This window comes from Streptomyces sp. NPDC059788, from assembly GCF_042732265.1.
GTDB lineage: Bacteria > Actinomycetota > Actinomycetes > Streptomycetales > Streptomycetaceae > Streptomyces.
On sequence record NZ_JBHWHY010000060.1, the window covers coordinates 35,623 to 62,293 of the forward strand.

The 26,671-nt window shown below is 72.5% G+C and carries 22 protein-coding genes; 17 read left to right on the forward strand and 5 right to left on the reverse strand.

Annotation, left to right across the window (positions count from 1 at the left end; genetic code table 11):
- Positions 1–62 precede the first annotated feature (62 nt).
- The 5 genes from ACFV57_RS36935 to ACFV57_RS36955 all read left to right on the forward strand — a co-directional run bounded on the left by ACFV57_RS36935 (position 63) and on the right by ACFV57_RS36955 (position 5,448).
- A complete protein-coding gene (locus ACFV57_RS36935; RefSeq protein ID WP_385241663.1) occupies positions 63–1,358 on the forward strand; it encodes a D-tagatose-bisphosphate aldolase, class II, non-catalytic subunit in 1,296 nt (431 codons plus the stop codon).
- Positions 1,355–2,512 carry an SIS domain-containing protein gene (locus ACFV57_RS36940; RefSeq protein WP_385241666.1) on the forward strand — a complete coding sequence of 386 codons (1,158 nt, stop codon included), beginning with the start codon at positions 1,355–1,357 and terminating at the stop codon, positions 2,510–2,512. The genes ACFV57_RS36935 and ACFV57_RS36940 overlap by 4 nt, the downstream gene beginning before the upstream one ends.
- A 49-nt stretch (positions 2,513–2,561) precedes the next feature.
- Complete coding sequence (locus ACFV57_RS36945) at positions 2,562–3,554, forward strand: N-acetylglucosamine kinase (RefSeq protein WP_385241668.1); 993 nt, start codon at positions 2,562–2,564, stop codon at positions 3,552–3,554.
- Complete coding sequence (locus tag ACFV57_RS36950; RefSeq protein ID WP_385241671.1) at positions 3,551–4,501, forward strand: DMT family transporter; 951 nt, start codon at positions 3,551–3,553, stop codon at positions 4,499–4,501. Before ACFV57_RS36945 ends, ACFV57_RS36950 begins: the two co-directional genes overlap by 4 nt.
- Before the next feature lie 95 nt (positions 4,502–4,596).
- A complete protein-coding gene (locus tag ACFV57_RS36955; protein ID WP_385241674.1) occupies positions 4,597–5,448 on the forward strand; it encodes a ketose-bisphosphate aldolase in 852 nt (283 codons plus the stop codon).
- 91 nt (positions 5,449–5,539) lie between these two features.
- Here the strand turns inward: ACFV57_RS36955 and ACFV57_RS36960 are convergent, their stop codons facing one another.
- Positions 5,540–6,598 carry a trypsin-like serine peptidase gene (locus ACFV57_RS36960; protein WP_385241677.1) on the reverse strand — a complete coding sequence of 353 codons (1,059 nt, stop codon included), beginning with the start codon at positions 6,596–6,598 and terminating at the stop codon, positions 5,540–5,542.
- A 412-nt stretch (positions 6,599–7,010) separates the two neighbouring features.
- Positions 7,011–7,733 carry a PhzF family phenazine biosynthesis protein gene (locus tag ACFV57_RS36965; RefSeq protein WP_385241680.1) on the reverse strand — a complete coding sequence of 241 codons (723 nt, stop codon included), beginning with the start codon at positions 7,731–7,733 and terminating at the stop codon, positions 7,011–7,013.
- 523 nt (positions 7,734–8,256) lie between these two features.
- Between ACFV57_RS36965 and ACFV57_RS36970 the strand changes: the two genes are divergently transcribed.
- The 10 genes from ACFV57_RS36970 to ACFV57_RS37015 all read left to right on the forward strand — a co-directional run bounded on the left by ACFV57_RS36970 (position 8,257) and on the right by ACFV57_RS37015 (position 20,151).
- Positions 8,257–8,991, forward strand: coding sequence for a TauD/TfdA family dioxygenase (locus ACFV57_RS36970; RefSeq protein WP_385241683.1), 735 nt, complete (start codon positions 8,257–8,259; stop codon positions 8,989–8,991).
- A 65-nt stretch (positions 8,992–9,056) separates the two neighbouring features.
- Positions 9,057–10,172: a diiron oxygenase gene (locus ACFV57_RS36975; RefSeq protein ID WP_385241686.1), complete on the forward strand. Its 1,116-nt coding sequence runs from the start codon at positions 9,057–9,059 to the stop codon at positions 10,170–10,172.
- Positions 10,173–10,233: 61 nt separating this feature from the next.
- On the forward strand, positions 10,234–11,580 hold the full coding sequence (locus ACFV57_RS36980) for a KamA family radical SAM protein (RefSeq protein WP_385241689.1): 1,347 nt from the start codon (positions 10,234–10,236) through the stop codon (positions 11,578–11,580).
- Positions 11,571–13,046, forward strand: a complete 1,476-nt coding sequence (locus ACFV57_RS36985; protein WP_385241692.1) for a GNAT family N-acetyltransferase — start codon at positions 11,571–11,573, stop codon at positions 13,044–13,046. Before ACFV57_RS36980 ends, ACFV57_RS36985 begins: the two co-directional genes overlap by 10 nt.
- Positions 13,043–14,170, forward strand: coding sequence for an Ldh family oxidoreductase (locus ACFV57_RS36990; RefSeq protein WP_385241695.1), 1,128 nt, complete (start codon positions 13,043–13,045; stop codon positions 14,168–14,170). The genes ACFV57_RS36985 and ACFV57_RS36990 overlap by 4 nt, the downstream gene beginning before the upstream one ends.
- Entirely contained in the window at positions 14,167–15,399 is a 1,233-nt protein-coding gene (locus ACFV57_RS36995; protein ID WP_385241698.1) for an acetyl-CoA carboxylase biotin carboxylase subunit family protein, read from the forward strand. The genes ACFV57_RS36990 and ACFV57_RS36995 overlap by 4 nt, the downstream gene beginning before the upstream one ends.
- Complete coding sequence (locus ACFV57_RS37000; protein WP_385241701.1) at positions 15,396–16,700, forward strand: GNAT family N-acetyltransferase; 1,305 nt, start codon at positions 15,396–15,398, stop codon at positions 16,698–16,700. Before ACFV57_RS36995 ends, ACFV57_RS37000 begins: the two co-directional genes overlap by 4 nt.
- Positions 16,697–17,617, forward strand: coding sequence for a branched-chain amino acid transaminase (locus tag ACFV57_RS37005; RefSeq protein ID WP_385241704.1), 921 nt, complete (start codon positions 16,697–16,699; stop codon positions 17,615–17,617). The genes ACFV57_RS37000 and ACFV57_RS37005 overlap by 4 nt, the downstream gene beginning before the upstream one ends.
- A 123-nt stretch (positions 17,618–17,740) precedes the next feature.
- Positions 17,741–19,033 carry an MFS transporter gene (locus ACFV57_RS37010; protein WP_385241707.1) on the forward strand — a complete coding sequence of 431 codons (1,293 nt, stop codon included), beginning with the start codon at positions 17,741–17,743 and terminating at the stop codon, positions 19,031–19,033.
- A 113-nt stretch (positions 19,034–19,146) separates the two neighbouring features.
- The gene (locus tag ACFV57_RS37015; protein WP_385241710.1) at positions 19,147–20,151 is read left to right on the forward strand and encodes an alpha-hydroxy acid oxidase; all 1,005 of its coding nucleotides are present in this window, start codon (positions 19,147–19,149) and stop codon (positions 20,149–20,151) included.
- A gap of 35 nt (positions 20,152–20,186) precedes the next feature.
- On the opposite strand, the gene ACFV57_RS37020 is transcribed toward ACFV57_RS37015, so the two are convergent.
- Positions 20,187–21,845, reverse strand: a complete 1,659-nt coding sequence (locus ACFV57_RS37020) for an FAD-dependent oxidoreductase (protein ID WP_385241729.1) — start codon at positions 21,843–21,845, stop codon at positions 20,187–20,189.
- 44 nt (positions 21,846–21,889) lie between these two features.
- On the opposite strand from ACFV57_RS37020, the gene ACFV57_RS37025 reads away from it, so the two are divergent.
- Positions 21,890–22,612 (forward strand): TetR/AcrR family transcriptional regulator C-terminal domain-containing protein, encoded by a 723-nt coding sequence (locus tag ACFV57_RS37025; RefSeq protein ID WP_385241713.1) that lies wholly within the window; start codon positions 21,890–21,892, stop codon positions 22,610–22,612.
- Between the two features lie 252 nt (positions 22,613–22,864).
- Here the strand turns inward: ACFV57_RS37025 and ACFV57_RS37030 are convergent, their stop codons facing one another.
- Positions 22,865–23,206, reverse strand: a complete 342-nt coding sequence (locus ACFV57_RS37030) for a beta/gamma crystallin domain-containing protein (protein ID WP_385241731.1) — start codon at positions 23,204–23,206, stop codon at positions 22,865–22,867.
- Between the two features lie 297 nt (positions 23,207–23,503).
- Positions 23,504–25,624, reverse strand: coding sequence for an ATP-binding protein (locus ACFV57_RS37035; RefSeq protein WP_385241716.1), 2,121 nt, complete (start codon positions 25,622–25,624; stop codon positions 23,504–23,506).
- Between the two features lie 312 nt (positions 25,625–25,936).
- Here ACFV57_RS37035 and ACFV57_RS37040 point away from each other — a divergent pair, with 312 nt between their 5' ends.
- Positions 25,937–26,512, forward strand: a complete 576-nt coding sequence (locus tag ACFV57_RS37040; RefSeq protein WP_385241719.1) for a restriction endonuclease — start codon at positions 25,937–25,939, stop codon at positions 26,510–26,512.
- The last annotated feature ends 159 nt before the right edge of the window (positions 26,513–26,671 follow it).

Consider the following 26,671-nt stretch of genomic DNA (forward strand, 5'->3'; position numbering starts at 1 on the left):
GATGAGCCGCAGGCCACGACGGCACATTGGCTTGAGATACACGTTGAGTTAAGGGGTTGGCAATGCAGAGCCCGTTGAGCGAGGTGGTCCGGCGTCAGAAGGCCGGACAGCCGCAGGGCATCACCTCGGTGTGTTCGGCTCATCCGCTGGTCATCGAGGCAGCCGTGGTGCAAGCACGGGAGACCGGCGGTCATGTACTGGTGGAGGCGACCTCGAACCAGGTCGACCAGTACGGCGGTTACACGGGCATGCGGCCCGCGGACTTCCGCGACCTCGTGTACGGCATCGCCGCCGAAAGTGGTCTGCCACTGGACCGCGTGATTCTCGGCGGCGACCACCTCGGACCGAACCGGTGGCAGTCCCTGACGCCCGACGAGGCGATGGAACGGGCCGACGCCCTGGTCGCCGCCTACGTGGCGGCGGACTTCACCAAGATCCACCTGGACTGCAGCTTCGCCTGCGCCGGTGACCCCGTACCGCTGACCGACGACGTGGTCGCCGAACGCGCCGCGCGGCTGATCCGGGTGGCCGAGGAGACGGCCGGCCCCGAGCGGGCCGAGCGGATCCGGTACGTGATCGGTACCGAGGTGCCCACACCCGGTGGCGCGCACGAGACGCTCGACGCGCTTCTCCCGACCACGCCCGAGGCGGCGCGCACCACGCTGGAGCAGCACCGCAAGGCGTTCGCCCAGCACGGCATCGACGAGGTCTGGCCGCGCGTCATGGCCCTCGTGGTCCAGCCGGCCGTCGAGTTCGACCATGTGCAGGTCGTCGACTACCGGCGCGAGCTGACCGAGGAACTGCGCAAGGTCCTCGACGACGAGCCCACCATGGTCTACGAGGCCCACTCGACCGACTACCAGACCGCCGAGGCGCTCACCGCGCTGGTCGAGGACCACTGGGCGGTCCTCAAGGTGGGCCCCGGGCTGACCTTCGCCCTGCGCGAGGCGCTGTTCGCCCTCGCCGCGATCGAGGACGAGCTGGTCCCGGCCGCCGAGCGGTCCCGCCTTCCCGAGGTCGTCGAGGAGCGGATGCTCGCCGAGCCCGCCAAGTGGGAGGGCTACTACCCGGGCAGCGCTGCCGGGCAGCGCCTGGCACGCCGCTACAGCTACAGCGACCGGATGCGTTACTACTGGCCCGACCCCGAGATCGAGAAGGCCCAGGCCCGGCTGATGGACAACCTCTCGGCCGTGGACATCCCCCTGCCGCTGCTCAGCGCCCACCTACCGCTCCAGTACGCCCGCGTCCGCCACGGCGAGCTCGCCGTCCGGCCGCGCGACCTGGCCGTGGACCACGTCCGCGACGTTCTGCGCGACTACGACCGCGCCTCCCACCCCCACCTGATGGAGCACGTGTGACCACGCCCTCCGGCACCCTGTCCCTGGACGACGGCGCCGCCCACACCGTCCGCGAGATCGCCCAGCAGCCCGCCCTGTGGCGGGAGGTCGACCGGATCGTCGCGGCCTCCCGGGAGTCGCTGGACGCCTTCGTGCGTCCGCTCGTCGCCCGCGGTGACCTGCGCGTCGTACTCACCGGTGCCGGCACCTCCGCGTTCGCCGGCCAGGTGCTCCAGCCCGCCCTGGCCCGGCGCCTGGGACGCCGCGTCGACGCGGTCCCCACCACGGACCTCGTCGCCGACCCCCGCGGCGCTCTCGCCGAGGACGTTCCCACGCTGCTGGTCTCCTTCGCGCGCTCGGGTGACAGCCCGGAGTCCGTGGCCGCCACCGCCCTGGCCGACCAGGTCCTCTCCGAGGTGCACCACCTCGTGATCACCTGCAACGAGCAGGGCCGCCTGGCCCGCGAGCACGCTGAGCTGCCGAAGTCCCACGTGCTGCTGATGCCGGCCGCGTCCAACGACCGCGGTTTCGCCATGACGTCGAGCTTCACGTGCATGACGCTCGCGGCACTGCTCGCTCTCGGCGGCAGCGCCTACGACGGGGTCGCCGAACGCCTGGCCGAGGCGGTCGAGTCGATCTGCGAGAGCGACGCCGTGGACCGCACCGTCGGCGCCCTCGTGGCCCGCGCGCCCGAGCGCATCGTCTTCCTGGGCAGCGGCCCGCTGAAGGGCCTCGCCGAGGAGTCGGCGCTGAAGGTGCTCGAACTCACCGGTGGGCGGCTCATGGCCGTCTCGGAGACCTCGCTGGGCTTCCGGCACGGTCCCAAGGCGGTGCTCAACGACCGTTCGGCCGCCGTGGTGTACATGTCGAACGACCCCTACACCCGCAAGTACGACCAGGACATCTCCGCGGAGCTGCGCGGAAATCTTCCCGCCGGCAGCGTCGTCACGGTCTCCGCCGGCCCCGACGCGGAAGCGGACGGCAACGACGCCTGGCCGCTGCCGGGCCTCGACGGTGTCGAGGACGCCGCCCTGGCGCTGTCCGCTGTGGTGTACGCCCAGCTCATCGCCCTGCGCGCCGCTCAGGCCCGGGGCCTGCGGGCCGACAACCCGTTCCCCTCGGGTGAGGTCAACCGCGTCGTGCAGGGCGTGACCCTGCACTCCTTGCACAACTGATCAAAGGCATCAACGGCGCGGATCCACGGCGCCTGACGGAGGTACAACGATGTTCCTAGGTGTCGACGGTGGCGGTACGAAAACCGCCTTCTGCCTGGTCGACCGGGGCGGACAAGTCGTGGCGCGAGCGCAGGCGGCAAGTTCGTACTACTTCTCCCACGGCATCGAGCTCGTCGAGCGTGTGCTGGGGGAAGGCGTCGACGCTGTCTGTGCGGCGGCCGAGCTGACCCCCGCCGACATCGAGTACGCCTTTTTCGGCTTGCCCGGTTACGGGGAGGCGGCCCGCGATCTGCCCGTCCTGAACGCGATCCCGCGAGCCGTGCTCGGACACGACCGCTACGCCTGCGACAACGACATGGTCTGCAGCTGGGCCGGTTCACTGGGCGCGGTCGACGGCATCAACGTCATCAGCGGCACCGGCTCCATGACCTACGGCGAGCGGCTGGGCCGGGGCATGCGCGTCGGTGGCTGGAGCGAGATGTTCGGCGATGAGGGATCGGCGCACTGGATCGCGGTCCGCGGCCTCAACGCCTTCTCGCGGATGTCCGACGGACGGCTCCCCGAAGGCCCCTTGGCCAAGGTCTTCCGGTGCCGCCTGGATCTCGCGTCCGACCTCGATGTGATCGACGTCGTCCACAACCAGTGGCAGGGCGACCGCAGCCGGATCGCCGCGCTCAGCCGCTCGGTGGCCGAGGCGGCCGGTCTGGGCGACGAGGCCGCCTCGGCGATCCTCGCCGAGGCCGGCCGGGAACTCGCCCTGATCGTCGACGTCACCCGCGAGCGGCTGGAGTTCGGCCCGGACGAGACCGTACCGGTCTCCTACTCGGGCGGCACCTTCGGCGCGGGCGCGGTTCTGGAGGCGTTCGCCACCGGACTGAAGAGTCGTTTCACCCACTACGAACTGCGACACCCCCTGTACGAACCCGTCGTAGGTGCCGCCCTGTACGCGGCGAAAATCGCCGGAACCCCGCTCGACCGGCCCGCGCTCGACGCGCTGCGCATGGCCTCCGTGATCTCTGCCTCAGGAGGGGAAGACCGATGAACGCAGGCAAGAAGAGCTGGGTCCTGTACGCGTCGCTGCTGGTCCTGTTCTGGGGTGTGTGGGGCGCCTTCTCCAGCGAGCCGAACAGCAGGTACGACTACCCCAACGAGATGATCTACATCATCTGGGCCTTCACGATGCTCATACCCGCGTACTTCGCGCTGCGCGGCAACACGTTCGACCGCCGGCCGATCGCCGCCGGGTACGGACTGATCGCCGGACTGACCGGCGCCGGCGGCCAACTCCTGCTGTTCCACGCGCTCGCCAACGGCCCGGCGTACCTGATCTTCCCCTTGGTGTCGCTCTCCCCGGTGGTCACCGTCGTCATGGCGATGGCGCTGCTGCGAGAGCGGATCAACCGGCTCGCCCTGGTGGGTGTCGTCGCGGCGCTGGCGGCGATCGTGCTGCTCAGCATTCCCAGCGGCAAGGACGACTCGAACTCGCACGGCCCGTGGCTGCTGATGGCCATCCTGGTCTGTGTTGCCTGGGGCGTGCAGGCGTTCTGCATGCGCAAGGCCGCGGTGGTCGGGGTCAACGACGCGACGACCTTCGGCTGGATGACCATCAGCGGACTGCTGCTGGTTCCGGTGGCGTTCGTGATGATGGGCCATTTCCCGTCCGACGCTCCGTGGCAGGCGCCGGCACTCACCGCGGTGACGCAGGTCCTCAACGCGGTCGGCGCGCTGTTCCTGGTCATGGCGTTCAGCCGGGGCAAGGCCACGGTCGTCGCCCCCGTCACCAACGCGCTGGCCCCGGTGCTGACCATCGTGCTGTCCCTGGCGGTCTACCAAACGCTCCCGAACGTGTGGGGCACCTTCGGTATCGTGCTGGCCCTCGCGGGTTCGACCCTGATGGTCTACAGCGACGAGAAGAGCGGCGAGAACTCCGTGGCCCCGGGCGCGGCGGACGACGGCGCGGACGAGCGTCCGGCCCTGCAGAAGTCCTGATCGCCCAGATATCCGTACCGGCCGAACCACGCAGCGGTACGGGCCGACACCGGCCCGTACCCACCGAACCGACAGGAAAGCGAGGGGACACCTTCATGCCCCTGGTTCCCACGAGCGAACTCGTCACGAAGGCCGCCGCCGCAGGCCGGGCCGTCGCGGCGTTCAACGTGATCACGCTGGAGCACGCCGAGGCGATCACCGCCGGCGCGGCCGCCGCGGGCGCCCCGGGGGTGATCCTGCAGATCAGCGAGAACGCCGTACGGTTCCACGGCGGCCGGGTCGAGCCGATCGCGCGGGCCGCGGCCGAGGTCGGCAAGGCCTGTGACGTCGACGTCGCCCTGCACATGGACCACGTGACGGACATGCGGCTGCTGCGCACGGCGGCCGACGCGGGGTTCTCCTCCGCGATGTTCGACGCCGGGGCGCAGCCGTACGCCGAGAACCTCGCCGCCACCCGCGCCGCGGCCCAGTGGGCCCACGGCGCGGGCCTGTGGCTGGAGGCCGAACTCGGCTACGTGGGCGGCAAGCCCGACGCTCCCGCGAGCGCCCACGCGGCCGGGGTGCGCACCGACCCGCAGGAGGCGGCGCGCTATGTCGCGGACACCGGCGTGGACGCCCTGGCCGTCGCCGTCGGCAGCAGCCACGCGATGACCGAACGCTCCGCGACCCTGGACCACGCGCTCATCGAACGCCTGCGGGAGGCCGTGCCCGTACCTCTGGTGCTGCACGGTTCGTCGGGCGTCGGCGACGACGATCTGCGACAAGCCGTTCAGGCGGGCATCGTGAAGATCAACATCGGTACCGCTCTCAACGTCGCGTTCACCGGCGCGGTCCGCGAGACGCTGGCGGAGCGCCCCGACCTGACCGACCCCCGCCCCTACGTCGCCCAGGGCCGGGAGGCGATGGCGGAGACGGTCCGGGTCCTGCTCGGTGTGGTGAGCGGCTGAGCGGGGCCGAAGCTCTCCCCGCACCTGATGTCGCCTGGTCGGTGACGGCGGACCGCGTGGTCACGGGCCGGCCGGGCAGGGCGGGCCGGGGTCAGGCCGGGTGGGTACGCGCCCAGTCGTAGAGGACGTGCGCGTTGTCGCCGAGGCGGGTGGCGTAGAGGGTGTCGGGCTGCCCGCCTGCGAGATCCTCCGTGGTGGAGGTGACGCCGACGACGGTGCCGGTGCCGGTCCGGGTGTCGAAACCGGCGAGGTGGGGCCCACCGCTCGCGCCGGACGCCATGTCGCAGCTCTCGCCCCACAGCAACGGGGCGTCGGGGCCCTGCCGGCCCGGCCCCGCGCAGTGGATCAGTCTGTTTCCGCTGTAGACGGCGCTCGGGTCGTTGAGCTTGTCCTTCGGGTACCCGAAGGTGTGGATGAACTCGCCCTCGGCCGGCTTGGTGAACGCGATCCGCTGGCTTCCCGTGATGTCCGCGATCCGGCGTCCGCCTGCTGCCGGGTTCGCCACGAGGAACGCCGCGTCGTGGCCCGCGACGGCGACGTCGTCGGATGTGACCGTGGCGGGATCGGCGTCCCAACGGGACGAGGTGGCCATGGCTTTGATGGTGAAGCCGCCGAGCGGTTTCGTCCCGTTGCGGTAGCCGGGCACGAAATAGAAGTTGTGGTTCCACGTGTCGTCGTCGGCGGTCGGCCCGACGCCCCGCAGGCAGTGTGCCGCCGTGACGACGGTGCTGTGGTTCGCGCCGCTGACGACCGTGGCGGTGCAACTGCCGTCGTAGCCGTCGGAGAAGGTGAAGAAGAGGCGGCCGACGTTCCTGTCCACCGCTCCGCCGTGCGCCCACGTGGCGCCCGGATCCGGGGTGCCGGCGGGCAGCGGACGCGGGTCGTCGGGCGTGTTGTCGTCCTCGGGGACGGGGGTGATCTCGGGGATCATGGCGCCCGCGAGCTTCATCCTCGTGGGCGTCCAGTAGGTGTCGATCCGGCTGCGCTCCCCAGCGGTGGTGGCGCCCGGATGCGTCGTGACGGACTTGGGCTGCGCCGCGAGGGCAGCGGTCGGCGGCAGCACGGCCGTCGTGGCGGCGCCGAGCAGGAGCGCTCCTGCGGTGGCGAGGCCGCGGTAGCGGGTTCTGCGGCTGACTGAGGTCGTTCCCATGGTCGTTCCTGGTCTCTTCCGGGGGTACGGGCCCGGCCCGCGGGAGGCTGCCGTGCCCTCCGCGGGGCGCCGCGCTGCCGGCCCGGTGGCCGTGAGGGGACGCCCACCCGTTCCCCGCCCTGGACGGCGGGTGCCCGGCGCGATCGTGCCACCCCGGGCCCGGGGGCGCTCCCTCTCCCGGAATGACGTCCGACGAGGGTCGGGGTTGCCGGTCGGGGGGAAGATTCTGCGAGGCCAAGACCGAGGCGGGGAGGCGGACGGGGGCCGCTGGTGCCGTCACGGGCCCGTGCCGGCCTCCATCACCGCGAGCCGGATCGTGTCGGCGGGCCGCGCCTCGGGGGGCGAGCGCCGCCGGTCACTCTCCTTCCTCCTGGCGCGCGCCATCGCAGCGCCCCAGCGCCCCGTACGAACCTCAGGCCCGCGCGTAGGCCCGAACCACCTCGGCGGTCACCTCTTCGGCGGGTGGCCGCACCGCGCACCGGCCGCCGAGTTCCACCAGGCCGTCGCCGGCCGGGGAGGTGCGGATGACCGAGCCCCGGCCGTGCAGGACCCGTAGCGGCCGTTCGTGCTGAAGGGTGAGCAGCATCGACGCGCTGCCGCACGCCTCGTCCTCGCCCTTGCCGATCCGCGGGGCCCACAGCCGCGCGCGGACCTCGCCGGCGTCCTCGTCCGACCAGGCCCAGACCTGCGTGAAGTCCTCCCCGTCCGGCAGTTCGGTCAGCTCGTCGATCTGCGCGGCGGAGGCCATCCGCAGATGACGCCACGGCTTGGACCAGGTGGCGGGGGCGGTCAGCCAGCAGATCCCCTCCGCGTCGCGCCTACAGGCCACCGGTCCGGCCTCGGGGACGATCTCCTCGACCGTGTGCCCCAGGTGGTGGAGGGCTTCGAGGGTGCCGAGTACGGGGTGGCCGCCGAACCGGATCGGCAGCCCGTAGGAACCGTGGATGGCGATCGATGTGCGTCGCGCGGGCGGGGAGCGGACGAAGGCGACCGCGGGGATGCCGAGCCGGTCGGCCAGGTCCTGCCGCCGGTCCTGGGGGAGTTCGCCGCCGTCCGGTTCGACCACGACGAGTACGGGGTTCCCGAACTTCCCGTCGTCGTCGATGAAAGCGTGTGCCAGTAAGCAGTCCACCATGGCGGTCTCCGTCTCCTCAGGTGCGGGTGGGGGCGCGATGTGTCGACGGGGGCGTGCTGCGCCGACCGGATCGTGCGTCTCCGGGTGATCATGCCGTATCACAGGTTCGTACGGGCCACCGCGAAGCAGGGAGCGGGGAGCGCGCTCGCGTCAGCGGGAGTGCCGCTCAAGCCATCGTGGCCGGATCTCTATGTGATCAAGGTCTCAGGCCGCGGGGCCGATGGCTTTTCCCAGCCACCGTGAATCGGTCATGGTCATATTACGGCCCGTCATGGCGCGCCGCCGAAGGTGCCGCCGCCGGGCGGTTACGGATGCCTGCAAGCCCCTCGAAAGGGTACAGACCGGCGCACGCGGCGGCGTCCGTACCGGACCGTCGGGTTCACAATCGGTGGCCGGTCGGTGTTCAACAGCGGACTTTCGGTCACGGTGAGACGTTGACGCGGAGCCGGGGAGTCCCGGAAAGTCCCATGGGATATCGGAGAGCCGCGACGTGCGATCCACGCAAACTCCCGAAGGGCCCACCATGACCGTTGTTCTGCCTTCAGCTGCGCACCACGACGAGTTAAGGGAAAACGGCTACACGCTGATCGACGGAGTCACCGGAGACGATGAAGCGGCCGAAGTGCTACGGCATTTCGGCACCCTCGTACCGCAATACGACGGGTCGCTGCGCTACCAGGTGAAGGCCGCCCCCGGATTCGAGGGCCGCCGCTACTCCAAGAGCACCAACACGATTCTCGTCCACACCGAGGCGCCGGGCTGGAACCCGCCGCCGCGCTATCTGGCCCTGCACTGCCGCACCCAGGCCACCTGCGGCAGCGGGCACACCGAACTGGCGGACGCGGCCCGCTTCCTGGACCAGCTCGACGCGGCCGACCGCGCGGCCGTGCACGACCGGCAGGTCGACTGGCTGGGCAGCAACACCGGGGGAGTCGGCAGCGAGGGGGTGCGGCGGCCCGTGGTGGACCGCGCCGCGGACGGCCGGGAGGTCATCCGGTTCAGCTACAACCTGCTCACCGCCGGCCACTACGACCCGCCGGTGGACGTCAGCGTGGACGCCGAGGAGCTTCCGCTGGGAAAGCTGGGCGTGTGCCTGGCCGAACAGGCCGTCGATTTCTTCCGGCAGGAGAAAGTCTCGGTCCTCATTCCCGAGGACGCCGTGCTCGTCTGGGACAACCAGCGCATGCTGCACGCGCGCAGTGAATACCGCGACGCCCGCCGCCACTTGACGCGGTACTGGCTCGACGAATCCCGGTGAGCGCAGATTCCGGCGCCGTCTGCCGCCGGAACGGTACGAATGGCCATCCCGTACGTGGAGAAGTGATGACCGATCTCAACCATGATGCCGCCGAACCGTCGGATAGCGAAGCGGTGAAGCCCGGGGCAGCGAATTCCGCGTCGGTGGAACCCGCGACAACAGATTCCGCGGAAGCGGAATTCCCCACCGGGCTGCCCGAAGAACTGCGGTCGTCCATGCCGCCCGGAGTTCCCCGCCACGACCCGAACGACCCGGTGGAGAGTGCGGTGATCCGCCGGCTGGTGGGGAACTGGCACCGCCGGGCCACCGTGAAGCGCACCGAACCCAACCTTGAGGAACTGTTCGAGCCCGACCGCCCGGACTATCCCGAACGTATCCTCCCCTTCCACGACCACCCCACCTATCAAGCCCTCTCCCCGGAAAAGCGTTCCGAGATCCTCAGCTGGGCCTGGATCGCCTACAACCGGCACACGGTGATGGCGGAGCAGAAGGTGGCCAATCCCGCCTTCGCGCTCGTCATGGAAGGCGAATATCCGGCGCTGCACGGCGAGGCGCTCAACCTGTCCCTCGCCCAGGCGATGGTGGACGAGCAGTACCACACGCTGATGCACCTGAACGCCAGCGCCCTCACCCGACGGCGCCGCGGGCACAGCATGCCCGATGCCGCGCTGCCGCTCTCCCACACCGCCCGCGAGCACCAGCGGCTGCGGGACGAGGCGCCCGAGCGCTGGCAGCGGTCGTTGACGACGCTGGCCTTCGCCACCGTCTCGGAGATCTCCATCAACGCCTTTCTCGACCTGCTGGCGGACGACCCCGACATCCAGCCGATCAACAGCTCCACGGCCAAGCTGCACAACCGCGACGAATACTGCCACGCCTCGATCTCCGCGGTGCTGGCGGAGACCGTGCACCAGCAGCTCGACGCCAAGCAGCGCCGGTACTTCCTCGACATGCTGCTGGCCGGCCTGGACGCCTTCGTGGCGACCGACTACAGCACCTGGCACCGTGTCATGGACCTGACCGGCGTGGCCGGCGGGCACCGGATGCTGGCCGACTGCCAGGCCGAATCGGGCCGCAGCCGCCTGGTGCGCGACTACACCGGACTGCACACCCTGCTGCGGCAGATGGACGTCGTCGACGACGTGCAGTTCGACTGGTCGAAATCCCACGTCTCCGCCTGACCCCCCTCCCCTCCCGTTCGAACAGAGCGGGTAGCGGCATCGAGAGCTGAGGCAATTCCTGGTGAAAACCTATTCGCACGGCCAACTGGCCACGCTCGCAGCCGACCGGGGCATGTCCGAGGACTATCTGCGGGAACTGCGCGTCGTCGCGAGTGTCCTGCCGTTCAAGGTGAACGAATACGTCGCGGACGAACTCATCGACTGGTCGGCGGCGCCGGACGACCCCATATTCCGGCTCACCTTCCCCCACCGCGACATGCTGCCCGTCGCCACCTTCGACCGGATCGCCACCCTCCTGGACTCCCAGGCGTCCCGCGACGTGCTGCGCAAGGCGGCCACCGACGCCAGGGCGGAGCTGAACCCCCACCCCGGGGACCAGCTCCAGTTCAACGTCCCCTCCCTGAACGGGCGGCGCGTCGACGGGCTCCAGCACAAGTACGACGAGACCGTGCTGCTCTTCCCCTCCCAGGGGCAGACCTGCCACTCCTACTGCGGATACTGCTTCCGCTGGGCGCAGTTCGTCGGCGACAAGGAACTGCGCCAGGCCGCGCACGACTCCGTCGGCACCACCGCGTACCTGCGGGCCCACCCCGAGGTCACCGACGTGCTGTTCACCGGCGGCGACCCGATGATCATGCGGACCGAGCTGCTGCGCCGCTGGTCCGAACCCCTGCTGGAACCGGGACTGGAGCACGTACGCACCCTGCGCTTCGGCACCAAGGCGCTGTCGTACTGGCCCTACCGCTTCACCACCGACCCCGGCGCCGACGACCTGCTGCGGCTGTTCGAACGGTGCGTGGCCGCCGGGAAACACGTCGCCGTCATGGCGCACTTCTCCCACCCGCAGGAACTGCGGACCCCGGCCGTGCGCCGGGCCATGGCGCGCATCCAGGCGACCGGCGCGGTCATCCGGGCCCAGGCCCCCCTGGTCGGACACGTCAACGACGACGCCGACGCGTGGTCGCGGATGTGGCAGACGCTCGTCGAACTGGGCGCCGTGCCCTACTACATGTTCGTCGAGCGGGACACCGGCGCGCGCAGCTACTTCGGCGTGCCGCTGGCCCGGGCACTGGATATCTACACCACGGCGATCCGCGGCGTCTCCGGCCTGGCCCGCACCGCGCGCGGCCCCGTGATGTCGGCCAGCCCCGGCAAGGTGCTGGTCGACGGCGTCACCAGCGTCGGTGGACAGCGCGTCTTCGTCCTGCGGATGCTCCAGGCCCGCCGCCCCGAACTGGTGGGCAAGCCCTTCTTCGCGGCCTACGACCCGCACGCCGAGTGGTTCGACGAACTGCGCCCCGCCCTCGGCTCGTGGTTTCCCGCGACCACGCAGGGCGCCCCGCGAGGGACCCGCGACCTGCTGGACATCTCCGCCGTCCGTGTCCCGGAGGGGGCCTCATGCGGGTGACGGTGCACGAAGTGCGCCTCACCCAGCGGCACGTATGGCGCTCGGCACGCGAGGCGATCCCCGTACAGCCGGGGCTGGTGGTCGAAGCCACCCACGACGGGCGATCCGGATTCGGCGAAGCCGCGGCGTTCATGACGGCCAGCTACCGGTCCGAACTGCCGCAGCTCCACGCCGACCTGCGCCGCGTCGCCCCGCTGCTGGCCGCCGTCGACCCGTACGACGACCCGGCACGGACCTGGCGGACGCTGGCCGACGCCCTGCCGGAGTCGCCCTTCGTGCTGGCCGCTCTCGATTCCGCCGTCCACGACCTGCACGCCAGGCTGCGCGGCGTCCCCCTGTGGGAGTCCCTCGGCCTTGACCGGCCGCAGGGGCTGCGCTCCAGCTTCAGCATCGGCATCGACACCGAATCCGTCATGGTCCACAAGCTGGACGAGCGGCCCGGCTGGCCCGCCTACAAGGTCAAACTGGCCGACCCGGGCGACCTGACGACGCTCAAGGCCCTGCGGCAGCACACCGACGCGCCGTTCTACGTCGACGGCAACTGCGGCTGGGAGCACGCGCCCACGCTGGCGGCACTGGGCCAGCTGTGGGACCTGGGGGTACGGCTGTTGGAGCAGCCGTACCCGCGGGACCGGTGGCGCCACGCCATCGAGCTGAAGGCGGTCAGCCCGTTCCCGGTGATCGCCGACGAGAGCATGACCGGCCCCGGCGACCTGACGGCGTGCGCCCGCGCCTTCCACGGCGTCAACGTCAAACCGATGAAGGCCGGCGGCATCACGCCCTCCCTGGACATCCTGCGCCGGGCCCGCGAACGAGGGCTGATCACCATGCTCGGCTGTATGCCCGAGTCCGCCGCGGGCGTATCGGCCACCGCCCATCTGGGCGGCCTCGTGGACCACCTCGACGTGGACGTGCTGGACCTGCTCGCCGTCAACACCGGCAGCGGCCCCGTACTGGACGGCACCGGGCGGGTGACGCTGCCCGACCGTACCGGCTCCGGCTACCGCCCCGACCCGCAGGCGGCGGGCTGGAGCGTGCGCGCCACCTCCGTGGACCAGATCCGCCCCCTGCGCGACCTGCTGCCCGTGACCACCGAGGCGGGCTTCCCGCACGCCGAGGCCGACCTGCTGCCCTCCTCCCGGCATTACGTGGCCCTGGAGGCCGGCCGGACCGTGGGCACCGTGACGGTTCACCGGGAACGGTTCCCGGACGCGGACCGGGACACGGACGGGCCGCGGGGCGACCTCTGGCGGATACGGGACCTCGTCACCACCCCGAAGGCCAGGGGCACCGGAGCCGGCACGGCACTGCTGCGCACCGCGCTCACCCACACCGCCCTCGCGGGCGCCACCACGGTGTGGTGCCACGCCCCCGGCCCGGCCGCCGGCTTCCTGCGGCGCGGCGGATTCACGGACGCCGGCCGGCCGGGAACGGGACCGCACCTCATGCACTGGAGCCCACGATGAACCACGACACACCGGCCGGCGCCGCCCCGCGCCGGATCGACGCCGACGCCGCCCGCACCCTGGCGGCCACCGCACTGGGCGCGGCGGGCGTACCGGACGCCGACGCCGCCGAGGTGGCGAACGGGCTCGTCGAGACCTCGCTGCGCGGCGTGGACACCCACGGCTTGCGGCTGCTGCCGCAGTACCTCGACGAACTCGCCACCCAAGTGGCCAACCCCACACCGAAGTTCCGTACGGTCAACGACCACGGCGCCGGGGCCCTGCTGGACGCCGACGCGGCCCTGGGCATGGTCGCCGGTCTCACCGCCGCCCGCTCGGCCGCCGAACGGGCCCGGCGGCTGGGCGCCGGAATCGTCGCGGTGCGCAACTCCAACCACTTCGGCGCCGCCTCCGTCTACACCCGCTACCTGGCGGACGAGGGCCTGCTCGGCATCGCCGTCACTTCGGCGGCCTCCCGGGTGGCCCCCTTCGGCGGCGTCGAACCGCTCTTCGGCACCAACCCCATCAGCGTCGCCGCGGGACAGGACGGCACACAGCTCGCCCTGGACATGGCCACCAGCCAGGTCTGTTTCGGCGAGATCAAGCAGCGCCGCGCCGAAGGACGGCCGCTCGGCCCCGGCTGGGCCACCGACGCGGCCGGGCGGACCACCGGCGAGCCGGACGCCGCGCACGCCCTCTCGCCCCTGGGCGGCTACAAGGGCCAGGGCCTGGCCATGGCCGTCACCCTGCTGGGCGCCGTCCTGGCCGGGGCGCCCACCGACTGGCGTCTCACCCAGGTCGGCGGCGGCACCCCCGGCGCCGGACGGCAGATCGGGCACCTGATCGTGGCGCTCGACCCGGCCGCGTTCGCGGGCGCCGACGCCTTCGCCGACGGCCTGGCGGACCTGCTGGGCACCGTACGGTCCGCCCCGCGCGCCACCGAGGCGCCCGTCCTGGCCCCCGGCGACCCGCAGCGCGCGCACGCCCGGGAACGCACCGCGGCCGGCGTCCCCCTCGATGCCGCGACCGCCACCGCCCTCGACGCGCTGGCCGCCCGGCACGGCCTGCCCGGCTGCCGCCCGGACGGTGCCCCGTGGGACGCGGACGGCGCCGTCCGTACGGATCGGAAGGTGACGACCGCGTGATCCTGCACCTCATCAGCCCGCGCAACAGCGGGCTCCCCTTCGGCGACTGGCTGCCGGAGGCCTCCGGCGAGCTGGTCGCGGTCGCCGCGGAGGGCACCCACGTGGGTGACGGCTTCGCCCACGTGGTGACGGTGGACGACTACACCGACGACGCCGCGGTGCTCGCCGCCGCCCGCCGGCTGGCCACCGCCCGCCCGCCCCGGGCCGTCCTCGCGCTCGCCGAGGTCGACGTGGAGCGGGCCGCCGTCCTGCGCGCCGAGTGGGGGCTGCCCGGCATGGCCCCCGAACACGCCGAGGCCTACCGGGACAAGGTCCTCATGAAGCGCTACGCCCGTAAGGCGGGCCTGCGCGTACCGGACTTCGCCGAGGCGAACCAGGTCGCGGACGTCACCGCCTTCCTGCGCGAGCACCCGGGCAGGAAGGCGGTGGTGAAACCGCGCGGCGGCTCCGGCTCCACGGGCGTACGGGTCCTGGACGGCCCCGCGCCGCCCGACGGCCTGGAGGCGGCGCTGCGGGCGTTGCCGCACGAGGTCGAGGAGTTCGTCGAGGGCGACCTGTACCACGTGGACGCCCTGATGGTGGACGGCCGCCCGGTCGCAGCCGTCCCCTCCCGGTACACCGGCGACGGCTGCCTGTCGCACTGGACCGACAGCAGCCTCGGCTCCTGCACGCTCGACCGGGACGACCCGCTGGCCGCCCGGCTGGAGACAGCGGCGTGGGACCTGGTGGCGTCCCTGCCCTCGCCGCCCTCCCTCTTCGTGCACGCGGAATTCTTCGTCACCCCCGGCCGGGACATCGTCCTGTGCGAGGTGGCGGCCCGGGTCGGCGGCGGCCCGATCCCGGAGATGCTGCGGCACGTACTGGGCGAGGACCCCCGCGCGCTGTGGTCCCGGGTGCAGGCGGGGCTCCCCGTCGACCTGGACGCGATCCGCGCGCGGACGCGCACCGCCCCTTCGGTGGCGTTCGGCGGCCTCCCGCCGCGCGACGCCCGGGTCGTACGCGTGCCCCGGGAACCCGACGGCGTCCACGACTTCCGCCTCGCCACCCGCGTCGGGGACGACTGGAGAGGCCGCCGCTACCGCAACCGCAAGTCCGGCGACTTCCTCGCCACCTGGGTGGTGACCGGCACCGACACGGCCGCCACCACGGCCCGGCTGGCCGAGACCGCCGAGCAGATCGCGCGCGGCTTCGCCTTCGAGCCGGCCGGCGAGGCGGTGAGGCGCGCATGACCCGGGCCGTCCGCACCCCGGCAGCCGCACGGACCGCACCGGCCGCGCAGGACACCGTAGTGGGGGAGACCCTGGCCGGGGACACCCTGACGGCGGAAGTCCTCCCACCCGGAGCCTTCCCCTCCGCGGCCGAATTCCCGGGCCCGCAGCGCCCCACCACCGTCTGGGAAGACCTGCGCTGGTGGCGCTTCACGGCCCGTACCGACCTGCACGAAACCCGCTTCCTGCGCATCCGCGACCAGGGCCGCACCGTGGCGATGGCGCCCCTGCTGATCACCCGGCGCGCCGGCGGGCTGCTCTTCTACGACCCGCCCCGCCTGGCCGGGTCCGAGGGCGCCATGGCCGAACCCGACCTCCTGGACGAGCCGGAGCGGGAACGGTGGCGGACCCTGACCGCCCGGACGGACCAGGCACGGGACGAGCAGTATCCGTCGCTGGCCCTCGCCACCTTCGGCAACCACCCCGGGGTGGTCCACGACCCCGCCAGGACCGCCGCCCAGCGGGCCGCGGTGTGGGCCGCCCTGCCCCGGCTCGTGGCCCGCGCGGCCGAAGAACTCGGCTGCCGCAGCAGCGCGTTGCTGTACGCGGGCGACGCCCAGCGGGACGCGGCGGACACGTCCGCCACTGCCCACGGCCACCAGCGGGTGCTGCTCGGCGCCGAGGGCGTCCTGCACCTGACGGCGTCCTCGAACGAGGAGTACGTGGCCGGCCTCAGCAGCCGCCGGCGCACCCGGCTGCGCCGCGAGGTGCGCGAGTACCAGAAGGCCGGATTCCGCACCGTGGTACGCGAGGGGCCCGGCGCCCTCGACGACGAGGTCATCGCGCTCCAGGTGGCGCACCGGGCCAAGTACGGCCTGCCGGGCGGCGAGGCCCGGGTCCGCCGCGACTTCGAGGCCACCGCCCAGGAGATGGGCGAGGACTGCCTCGTCCTGGGCGCCGAACGGGACGGGCGGCTGCACGGCTTCCTGCTGCACCTGCGCACCCCCGACGCGCTCTACGCCCGCACCGCGGGGTTCGCCCCCGACGCCGACGGCTGCTACCTCGCGCTGACCTACCACGAGACGGCCGGCTGGGCCGCCGAACACGGCATCCGGCGCGTCCACTACGGCCTGGCGTCCTACGAGGCCAAACGGGCCCGCGGCTGTGACCTGGAGCCACGCTGGGGCTGGTTCGCCTTCGGCGGCTCCGGACGGGACGCCTACGAGGAACTGCTGCGTCTGCAGTCGCTGACCATCGAACGACGGCTGGAACTGGTGGGCGCGCCCACCGCGCCGCCCGCACCCTCAGGAGAACGCGCATGAAGCTGGAACCGACCACGACGATCTGGATGGACGGCGAGTTCGTGCCCTGGGACGACGCCCAGGTCCACGTACTGACACCGAGCCTCCACTACGGCTGGGGCGTGTACGAGGGCATCCGGGCCTACGCCACCGACTCCGGGCCCGCGGTCTTCCGCCTCCGCGAACACCTGACGCGGCTGCACGACTCGGCCCGCGTCTACCTCATGGACCCCGGCCACACCGTCGACGAACTCACCGAAGCGTCCCTGGAGCTGATGCGCCGCACCGGCCTGACCCACGGCTACCTGCGGCCCATCGTCTACCTGGGCTACGGCACGATGGGCGTCGCCCCGCAGCTCGACAGCGCCCGGGTCGCCATCGCCGCCTGGCCCTGGGGCTCGTACCTGGGGGAGCGGGCGGAGGAGGAGGGCTGCCGGCTCATGGTCAGCAGCTGGCAGCGCAACGGCAACCACTCGGTCCCGCCCCAGGCCAAGGCCACCGGCGCGTACGTCAACTCCGCGCTGACCAAGGTCGCCGCGGTGCGCGCCGGATACGACGACGCCCTGATGCTCACCCCGGCCGGCCACGTCGCGGAGGCATCGGCGGCCAACGTCTTCGTCGTCCGGGACGGGCACCTCGTCACCCCGCCCCTCAGCGACAACATCCTGCCCGGCATCACCCGGGACACCGTCCTCACCCTGGCCCGCGAGGCCGGACTGCCGGTCACCGAACGCAGCATCACCCGCGGCGAGCTGTACGTGGCCGACGAGGCGTTCCTGACCGGGACCGCGGCCGAGATCGTGCCGGTGGCCTCGGTGGACGACCGTCCGGTGGCCGCGGGCGGCTGCGGCCCCGTCACCAAACAGCTGCGCGACCTCTTCCACGAGGTATCCCGGGGCCGGTCGCCGGAGCACCGCGACTGGCTGTCCTACGTCTGACCCGCGTCGGCCCCGCCGCATCGCCCCCGTGCGGCGGGCCGCACGCCACTCCCTGCCCCGCGCCCCCCCACTTGCCCGGACGCGCCACCGTTCCCGGGCGTACGACATCCCAGGAGAACCCACGTGGCAAACGCACTCCGGACAGCCGCCGACGGTCCACCGTCCGACGGCCCCTCGCGCGGACGATTCGGCGTCTTCCTCGGCGGGCAGGTGACCTCGCTCATCGGGGACGGCCTCGCCATCCTGGCCATCCCGCTGCTCGTACTGGACGTCAGCCACAGCGCGTTCGTCTCCGCCCTCGCCGCCGCGCCGCGCACCATCGGCTACCTGCTCGTGGGCATCCCCGCCGGAGCCATCGTCGACCGGGTGGACCCGAAGGCGGTCATGCTCGTCATGGACGTGGTGCGCTGTGCGGTGTTCCTGACCCTCGCCCTGCTCGTGGTGGCCGGTTCCCCGCCGGTGTGGCTCATCCTGGCGCTGGCCTTCCTGTCCGCCGGAGCCGCGGCCTTCTTCGAGACGGCCCTGACGGTCATGGTGCGTGACCTGGTGACCGGCGAGCGCCTGGTGCGGTCCAACTCCTACCTCCAGATGGCCAACCAGGCGTCGCTGATCGTGGGCCCCGCGGCGGTGGGCGCCCTCGCCGTCACCGCGGGCCTGCAGACCGCCCTGTTCGTCAACGCGGGTACCTTCGCCATCTCCTTCGTCACCGTCCTGTGCGTCGCACGGACCACGACCGGGTCCGCCGACCGCCCGGCACCCGCCCGCGCACCGATCCGCTCCGAACTGGCCGAAGGTTTCCGCTACCTGCGCGCCACCCGGCTCATCCTCGTCGTCACCTGCCTCCAGGCGACCGCCAACTTCTTCATCTCGGTGGAGACACTGATCGTGTACTACACCCGCGACACCCTGGGGCTGAGCAGCGCGACGGTCAGCATCGTCGTGGCGGCGGGCGGCATCGGCGGACTGATCGGCGCCGCGGTCGCCGGCCGGCTGGCCACCCCACCACGCCAAGTGATGCTCATCGGCGCGGGATCGGCCGTACTGGGCATGGCGCTGGCCGCCCTGGGACTGTCCGGCTCGCTCGTCCTGCTGGTGACCTTCAACGTGCTGACGAGTCTGTCGGCGGTGCTGGCCAGCGTGGCCATCCAGAGCCTGCGCCAGCGCGTCGTCCCCCGCGCCCTCCTCGGCCGGGTGACCGCCACCGCCCGGGTCACGGCGCTGGCCGCGGCCCCGCTCGGCACGGCCCTCGCGGGCGCCCTGACCTCCCTCAACCACGGAGACCCCCGCGCGATCTTCGTCGGCGCGGGCCTGCTGGCCGTCGCGACGACCGCCGTCGCCTGGAGGAGCGGACTGCGCCACCACCTGCGGACCGCGCAGCCCGCGCCCGTCGTGGAAGCGGCGGGAGAAGCACGGTGACCGGGCCGGTCACAGGTCCGGCAGCGGGTTCGGCCACGGGTCAGCTCACGGAGCCCGACACAGGGGCGTTCACGCGGCCTGTCACAGGTCCGGCCACGGGGCCGCTCACGGACTTGGAGGAGCAGGCCCGCGCCGTCCTCGACCCCGCCGCCTACGACTTCTACGCGGCCGGAGCGGGCGACGAGACCAGCCTCGCCGAGGCGCCCGGAGCCTGGCGCACCTGGCGCCTGCTGCCCCGCGTCCTGCGCGACGTCTCCCGCGTACGGACCACCCTCGACCTGCTGGGCACGCCCCTGTCCTCCCCGGTGCTCGCCGCGCCCACCGCCTTCCACCTGATGGCCGACCCGGAAGGGGAGGTGGCCACCGCCCGCGGGGTCGCGGCGGCCGGATCGCTGCTGGTGCTCTCCTCCCGCGCGACCCGCCGCGTGGAGGAGGTCGCCGCGGCGGCGGGGCCTTGGTGGCAGCAGATCTACGCCCTGCGGGACCGCGACGCGACCGCCCGTACCGCCGAGGCAGCCGCGGCGGCCGGAGCCGGCGCGCTGGTCCTCACCGTGGACGCCCCCTACCTCGGGACGAAACCCCGCGTACGGCGTCCCCTGCCGCTCCCCGACAACGACCTGACCCGCGCCGTCGGCCTCCACACCCGTGGCCCCGGCCAGGAACAGGACCCCTCGACCGGCCCGGAGGCCATCGGCCGGCTCCATCGCCTCACCGGCCTGCCCGTCCTCGTCAAGGGGGTGCTGCGGGCGGACGACGCGCGGCACTGTGTCCAGGCGGGCGCTGCGGGCGTCATCGTCTCCAACCATGGCGGCAGACAACTCGACCGCGCCCTGAGCACCGCGCACGCCCTGCGCGCGGTTGCCCACGAGGTGGGCACCGAAGTGCCCGTACTGGCCGACGGCGGCATCCGTACCGGCACCGACGTCCTGACCGCGCTGGCACTCGGCGCCCACGCCGTACTGATCGGCCGCCCCGTTCTGTGGGCCCTGGCGGTCGCCGGAGCCTCCGGCGTACAGCGTCTCCTCGACACCTGTACCGAAGAACTGTCCGACGCGATGGCCCTCGCGGGCGTACGGACCCTCTCGGAAATCGGACCGGACCTCCTGACCGGGCCGTGATGACACCGCGGTCATCAGGACGGCGGCGGCGACCGCTACGGCTCCACGGGGCGCCGGCGTGCCGGCTCCCCGGCCCACCGACGCAGAACGGCTTCGAGGCCGCCGGCGGCGGCAACTCCGGTGGTGTCACCGACGTCAGCGGTGTCAAAGGCCCAGACGACCACCCCGTCCGGGCGTACCAGCATCCCGGTCGGCGTCGCGTGGCCGTCGTCGGTCACGCTGCTCACCCGCCCGTCCCAGACCGCGGCAACGCGGGCGAACGCCCCGTCCGGAGTGCGGTCGAGCAGAAGGAACCCGCCGCCGTGAGCGTGGTCGACCAGCCGGGAGCCGTCCTTCAGCCACACATCGGGAACGAACCGCCCCACCAGCGGATGGTCGCCGGGCAGATCGATCCGCTGCGCGACACCGGAGATCTTCTTGACCGCGTACGTCGCGCCCGCCCGGGTACCCAGCAGATCGGCGACGATCTCCCGCAGCGCGGCCGACTTCGCGTCCCCGCGCATCACCCCGATCTGGGCCCGCGTCCAGTCCAGCACCCAGGCGCCGAGAGGGCGGCGCTCGGCGTCGTACGTGTCGAGCAGCCCTTCGGGGGCCCATCCGGCCACCACGGCACCGAGCTTCCACCCGAGGTTCATCGCGTCGCCGACTCCGAGATTGAGCCCCTGGCCGCCGAACGGCGGGTGCACATGCGCGGCGTCGCCGGCCAGCAGTACCCGCCCCGACCGGTAGGCCGCGGCCTGACGGGTGTTGTCGGTCCAGCGGGTCGGGGTGGCGCGCAGCGCGGTCAGCGTCACGTCGGTGCCCGAGATCCGGCGCAGACTGGCCTGCACCTCCTCAAGGGTGACCGGCGCCACGGGGGCCCTCCCGCGAGAGCGGAGCCGGGTGTGGGGGAGACCGGCGGGTCCGCCGTCGAACTCCACGGTGGCCACCCGGCCGGGCTGCGGCCCGCGGCGGTACGCCCCGCGGGCCGACCACACCCATCCCTCCGCGAGCTTCTCGGGGTCGGCGATGTCGACAACCGCCTGATACCCGGTGAGTTCGGGGTCGGTGCCGGGGAAGTCGATGCCCGCGAGGCGGCGTACGCTGCTGTGTCCGCCGTCGCATCCGACCAGCCACCCGGTGCGCACCGTGCCGGCCGTGGTGCCGACGAGCACGCCGTCGCCGGTGTCTTCCAGCGCGGTGACCTCCACGCCGCGCCGCACTGGTACGCCGAGGCGTGCGACGTGCTCGGCGAGCAGCGCCTCCAGCTCTGGCTGCGGCACCATCCGCGCTCCGTCGGCCGCGGTGTGCGTGGCGAAGTCGGGATCGGTCCAGTCCACGAGGTCGGCGTCGAGGACCATGCCCGCGAAATGTCCGGTGAACCGCGAGTCGGGCGCCCGCCGGGCCGCACCGGTCGCCCGCGGGGCCTCGCCGGATGGCCGGTCGCCGACCGTACGGGCGAACGGTCCCACCCGCTTGAGCGCCTCGCGCTGCACCGCTTCGGCGGCAGGCAGCAGGCCGCGGCGGTCGAGTGCCTCGGCCGTCGGCATGTTGATCGACTGCGCCTTCATCGCCTGGTCCGGTTCGGCCCGCCGTTCGAGTATCTGCACCGTCGCCCCGGAGAGCGCCAGCTCCGCGGCGAGCACGAGGCCCACCGGCCCGGCCCCGACCACGGTCACGTCCACGTTCTGCTTCACATCGTTGGTCACGAACACTGTTCTACGTACGAACAGCGTTCGCGTCAAGTTATGATGACCCGGTGAACCCGAGAGAACGCCGCGCCGCACGCCACCAGCCGCCGAACCCCGAGGCCGAAGCCGACCCCAGGCCGCGGCGCCGCAAGGTTGCGATCACCGTGGAGCAGGTCGTCGACACCGCGCTGGGCGTCGTCGCCGCGGAGGGCTACGAGGCGCTGACCATGCGCCGACTGGCCACCGCCCTCGACACCGGCCCCGCCTCGCTCTACGCCCACGTGGTCAACAAGGCCGACCTCGACGAGCTGCTCATCGGGCGGCTGTGCGCCGCGCTCGTACTGCCCGGACCCGACCCCACGGCCTGGCGGGAGCAGGTCCGCGACGTGTGCGCCCAGCTGCGCGACCAGTACCTGAAATACCCCGGGATCTCCCGTGCCGCGCTCGCGATGGCCCCGACCGATCTTGAGATCGTGCGTGTCACCGAGGGAATGCTGGCGATCCTCCTCGCCGGCGGCGTCGCCCCCCAGGCCGCCGCCTGGGCCATCGACGCGCTCCTGCTGTATGTGGCCGCCTACTGCCTCGAAGTGTCCATCGCGCGCCAACGAGCGGCACAGGACGACACCGCTTGGGTCCTCGACCGCGACGAACTGCAACGCCGCTTCACCGCCCTGCCCGCCGAAACCTTCCCCCACATCACCCGCCATGCCGCCGAGCTCACCGCCGGTGAGGGGCACGACCGGTTCGACTTCACCCTGGCCCTGATGATCGACGGCGTCGCGCACCGCTAGGCGGTGCGGCGCCCGGCCCGGCGCCTCATGGGACCTCGAAGCCGCCGAAATCTGCTCTCCCGGGGTGCTGGCCGATTTCGCTCATACGCAGACCGATGCCGGCCACATCCAAAAAGGAGTGGCCGGCATCGGTGTTCCGGGTACGAGCGCATTCACCTCACGGGAATTCCGGCGCCCGTTCGGAAAGTGGTGGCATCCAGGAATGGGCGCTCGACAAAACTGGCCGTCCCGAGTGGCCGGCCCGCTGAATCCTCACAGGATTTCGATGGCGGTGACCTTCGGCGGACGGTTCGGGAAGGAGATCTCGTGCCACCGTTCGATTTTCACCGAGTCGCCATTGGCGTCCTGGTAGATCAGGTCGTTGTTGCCCGTGGAGATCTTGTCGACCCACCACCCGCCGAAGTCCGTCCGCCCGCGGTTGGCGTAGCAGTCCACGCTCTGACGTCCGCCGTTGTGCGACCAGATCTTGAGGAAGTTCTCCCCGCCGCGGCAGGCGACATGATCGATGGCGAAAGCGTTGCCGGTCGGCACGGTCATGGTGAACGCGGCGGCCATGGCGAATGCCACGGCCAGCGAGCGCGCGGCCTTCTTCATCTTTTGCATCACAAGTTCTCCTTAATTCGAACATCGAACCGGGAGCTCGCTCCGCCGCCACTATGGACGGCGTCGCGGTCACGAGGACCTCGCCGACTTCCGCAATGCGGCCACCGCGTGATCTCGTATCGCACTTACGCAAAAGACGATTCTGTAAAGCGGCTGAACAAGGCAATCCGATTAATTGGCCGCGGCTGGAATGTGACCCCAAATGGCAGGATCAGGTCCATGCCGGAGCGGCAGGGGAGTGGTGGGGAGCGGTCGGGGCGCGCAGCCGGACGTGTGCCGGGCCGCGGGTCAGGACCCGGGCGGGGCGAGCGCCTCGGCGATGCCGGTGTCGCGGTCGGTGGTGTACCCCGCGTGGAAGGCGGCCTGGTACGCGTCGTCGCCGATGAGGCGGCGGGTGCTGATCTCGCAGGCGGCGCGGGCCGCGATGAGTTCGGGGACCCCCGCTTGGGGCGTGCCGAGCGTGTGCCAGACCTGCTCGGCGAAGCCGAGGAAACGCGCGGCCTGCTCCGCGTGTCCCGAGGCGAGGGCCGCGCAGGCGAGCACGTCGACGACCGTGGCGATGCCGAGGCTGTCGTGCAGGCGCCGCTTGCCGTCGAGGGCGGTACGCGCATGGGCCGCCGCCTCCGTCGCCCGTCCCAGCCCCAGCGCGGCCAGCGCCCGCATGTAGTCCCCGTAGGCGCGGGTCCAGGTCTCACCGCGCCGGGCGCACTCGGCGCTCAGCTCGTCGGCGACGGCCAGGGCCTCGGCGAAGCGTCCGAGGTGGACGTAGGCGAACGGCCGGGACACCCACACCAGGAACCACGCCACCGGGTACTGCGCGCCGTCGGCCGGGCCCCGGCGCGGCTGCGCGTCGAGCACCTGGGCCGCCTCCGTCACCCGTCCGTCCAGCAGGAAACTCACGGCCTCCAGATAGGCGACGGCGATCCGGGCGCTCTCGTCGCTCTCCGCGGCCACGGCTGCCCGGAACGCGGTGGCCATACGACCGGTGGCGTCCGCGTCTCCCTGGGCGAGGGCGGCCAGCCCGCAGGCCCACAGGGCCCGGGAGCGGGCCGGAGAGGCAGCCGGGGACAGCGCCAGCGCGCGGTCCAGGTAGTGACGGCCTTCGCGGGCGAAGCCGCACGCGAACCAGAAGAACCGCAGCGCCCCACCCATCTCCAGCGCGCCGTGCCCGTCCTCCTCGGCGAGGCAGAAGTCCAGTGCGGCACGCATGTTGGCGTGCTCGGCGAGCGTCCGCTGACACCAGCTGATCTGGTCGGAGCCGAACCAGACGGCGTCGGCCGTCCGGGCCAGCGCCAGGTAGTGGTCGCGGTGGCGGCGGCGCAGCGTCCGGCCCTCTCCGAGCCCGTCCAGCCAGAACGTGCCGTATTCGTGGATGGTGTCGAGCATCCGGTAGCGTTCGCCGGCCCCGGTGGGCATCCACTCGACGATCGAGTCCTCGGCCAGCGCCGCCAAGAGGCGCGGCACCTGCCCCGCGGGCAGCCGCTCGTCCGCGCACACCGCCTGGGCCGCCTCGGCGTCGAAGGAGCCGGCGAACACCGACAGCCGTGCCCACAGCAGCCGTTCGGCCGGGGTGCACAGCTGGTGGCTCCAGCCGATCGCGGTGCGCAGCGCCCGGTGCCAGGGCGGGTCCGCGTCGACCGTGCCGTCCGCGACCGCGCCCTCGACGTCGTCCTCATCGACGTCCTCGGTGTCGCCCAAGGCCGCGTAGCGGTCGGCCAGACGCCGGTTGAGGACGCTCAAGGGGATCTGCCGCAGCCGGGCGGCGGCCAGTTCGAGAGCCAGCGGCAGGCCTTCCAGGCGGCGGCACAGGGCGCTCACCTCGGCGCGGTTGGCGTCGGTGACGGCGAACCCGGGCACCGCCTCGGCGGCCCGGTCGGCCAGCAGCACCACCGCGTCCGCGACGTCTGCCGCGTCGTCACCGTCTGCGGCGGGCACCGGCAGCGGACCGAGGGCGAGCGTCTCCTCGGCGGGCAGGCCGAAGGAACGGCGGCTGGTGGCCAGCACCCGCAGCTTCGGCGCCACGGTCAGCAGCGTCGCCACCGTGTCCCGGCACGCGTCGATCAGGTGCTCGCAGGTGTCCAGGACCAGTAGCACCTCGCGCCCGGCCAGGTATTCGGCGACCACGTCCACTACGGGGCGGGAGGTGCGGTCGGCCAGCGGCAGCGCCCGGGCGATGGCATACGGCAGCACCTGCTCGGCCGCGGTCAGCGGGGACAGCTCCACCCACCACACCCCGTCGGCGAAGGACGACTGCAGCCGGCCCGCCGCGCGACGCACCAGCCGGGTCTTGCCCACCCCGCCCACACCGGTCACCGTCACCAGCCGGGACCGCCCGCACAGGCGCACCGCCTCGGCCAGCTCCGGCCCGCGCCCCACCAGGCGGCTCCCCTCGTCCGGCAGGTTGCCCATTCGCCGTTCCGCCCTCACTCGGCAGCCCCTTCCGGTTCACGACACGTAAGTGCCGGACCGTAGCGGTACGGCCCGCCGCGCGCGGCCCCTTCCGGGAACCCGGTGCGGTCCGCGGGAGCACGGGCCGGTCCGCGCGCCCCGGGCGGAGCTGCTGATCCAGCCACGCGGCGCCTGTCCTCTACGGGTACGTGCGCATACGGGTACGTGCTCACGCATTCCCCTGTGCGAGCGGGAACCGGCAGAACCGGGCGGATACTTCCCTTCGCCCGGGGGAGGAAGGCGGCAGCGGGAGCTTCGTCGAAGGGGGCCGGGATGGTGACGTTGGTGCTGTTGGTGGTCGCCGGCGTGGCGGTGGCCGCGGTCGTCGCGGGTCTGGTACGCGCCGGGCGGCGTGAAGCCCGTGCCGAGCAGGCCCGCCGGCAGGAGGAGGAACGCCGCCGGGCACGCCGCTTGTTGACGGCGGTGTGGAAGATGAACGGCGCGCAGTTCGAGGAGTACGTGGCCGGACTGTGCCGCCGGGACGGCTGTACGGAGGTGCAGCGGGTCGGCGGCGCCGGTGACCTGGGAGCGGACGTCATCGGTTTCCTGCCCGACGGCAGAAAACTGGTCATCCAGTGCAAGCGCTACGCCAAGCACCGCTCCGTCGGCAGCCGCGACCTGCAGACCTTCAACGGCACGGCCCGCGACGAACACGGCGCCGACGCCCCCGTCTTCGTCGCCTCCTGCGTCTTCACCCAACAGGCGCGCGCCTTCGCCGCCAAGCACCACCTGGTGCTCATCGACGTCAACCTGCTCGGATTCTGGAACAGCGGAACGCCGCTGACCGCCTTCCTGGACCTCGACATCGGCCGGTCCGGCAACCATCGGAAGATCGCTCCCGACGACTGATCCGCGAGGGCGCCCGGGCGTACGCGTTCGGCCATCCGTAGCCCGGTGGTCCGCCCCCCCCCCGCCGGCCCGGGGGGGGCGGAGGGGGGGGCCCCCCCCCCCCCGCGCCGCCGGGCGGGGGGGCCCCCGGGAGGTCAGGCGCCCCGGGCCGGAGGGCCG

What these genes read in the sequence shown, in the direction of transcription:
- ACFV57_RS37035 (WP_385241716.1), bottom strand. Translation starts at nt 25,624, where the DNA reads ATGGGCAACCTGCCGGACGAGGGGAGCCGCCTGGTGGGGCGCGGGCCG.
- ACFV57_RS36990 (WP_385241695.1), top strand. Translation starts at nt 13,043, where the DNA reads ATGAACCACGACACACCGGCCGGCGCCGCCCCGCGCCGGATCGACGCC.
- ACFV57_RS36975 (WP_385241686.1), top strand. Translation starts at nt 9,057, where the DNA reads ATGACCGATCTCAACCATGATGCCGCCGAACCGTCGGATAGCGAAGCG.
- ACFV57_RS36960 (WP_385241677.1), bottom strand. Translation starts at nt 6,598, where the DNA reads ATGGGAACGACCTCAGTCAGCCGCAGAACCCGCTACCGCGGCCTCGCC.
- ACFV57_RS36970 (WP_385241683.1), top strand. Translation starts at nt 8,257, where the DNA reads ATGACCGTTGTTCTGCCTTCAGCTGCGCACCACGACGAGTTAAGGGAA.
- ACFV57_RS36950 (WP_385241671.1), top strand. Translation starts at nt 3,551, where the DNA reads ATGAACGCAGGCAAGAAGAGCTGGGTCCTGTACGCGTCGCTGCTGGTC.
- ACFV57_RS36955 (WP_385241674.1), top strand. Translation starts at nt 4,597, where the DNA reads ATGCCCCTGGTTCCCACGAGCGAACTCGTCACGAAGGCCGCCGCCGCA.
- ACFV57_RS36945 (WP_385241668.1), top strand. Translation starts at nt 2,562, where the DNA reads ATGTTCCTAGGTGTCGACGGTGGCGGTACGAAAACCGCCTTCTGCCTG.
- ACFV57_RS37030 (WP_385241731.1), bottom strand. Translation starts at nt 23,206, where the DNA reads ATGAAGAAGGCCGCGCGCTCGCTGGCCGTGGCATTCGCCATGGCCGCC.
- ACFV57_RS37005 (WP_385241704.1), top strand. Translation starts at nt 16,697, where the DNA reads ATGAAGCTGGAACCGACCACGACGATCTGGATGGACGGCGAGTTCGTG.
- ACFV57_RS36965 (WP_385241680.1), bottom strand. Translation starts at nt 7,733, where the DNA reads ATGGTGGACTGCTTACTGGCACACGCTTTCATCGACGACGACGGGAAG.
- ACFV57_RS36985 (WP_385241692.1), top strand. Translation starts at nt 11,571, where the DNA reads ATGCGGGTGACGGTGCACGAAGTGCGCCTCACCCAGCGGCACGTATGG.
- ACFV57_RS37000 (WP_385241701.1), top strand. Translation starts at nt 15,396, where the DNA reads ATGACCCGGGCCGTCCGCACCCCGGCAGCCGCACGGACCGCACCGGCC.
- ACFV57_RS36935 (WP_385241663.1), top strand. Translation starts at nt 63, where the DNA reads ATGCAGAGCCCGTTGAGCGAGGTGGTCCGGCGTCAGAAGGCCGGACAG.
- ACFV57_RS37040 (WP_385241719.1), top strand. Translation starts at nt 25,937, where the DNA reads ATGGTGACGTTGGTGCTGTTGGTGGTCGCCGGCGTGGCGGTGGCCGCG.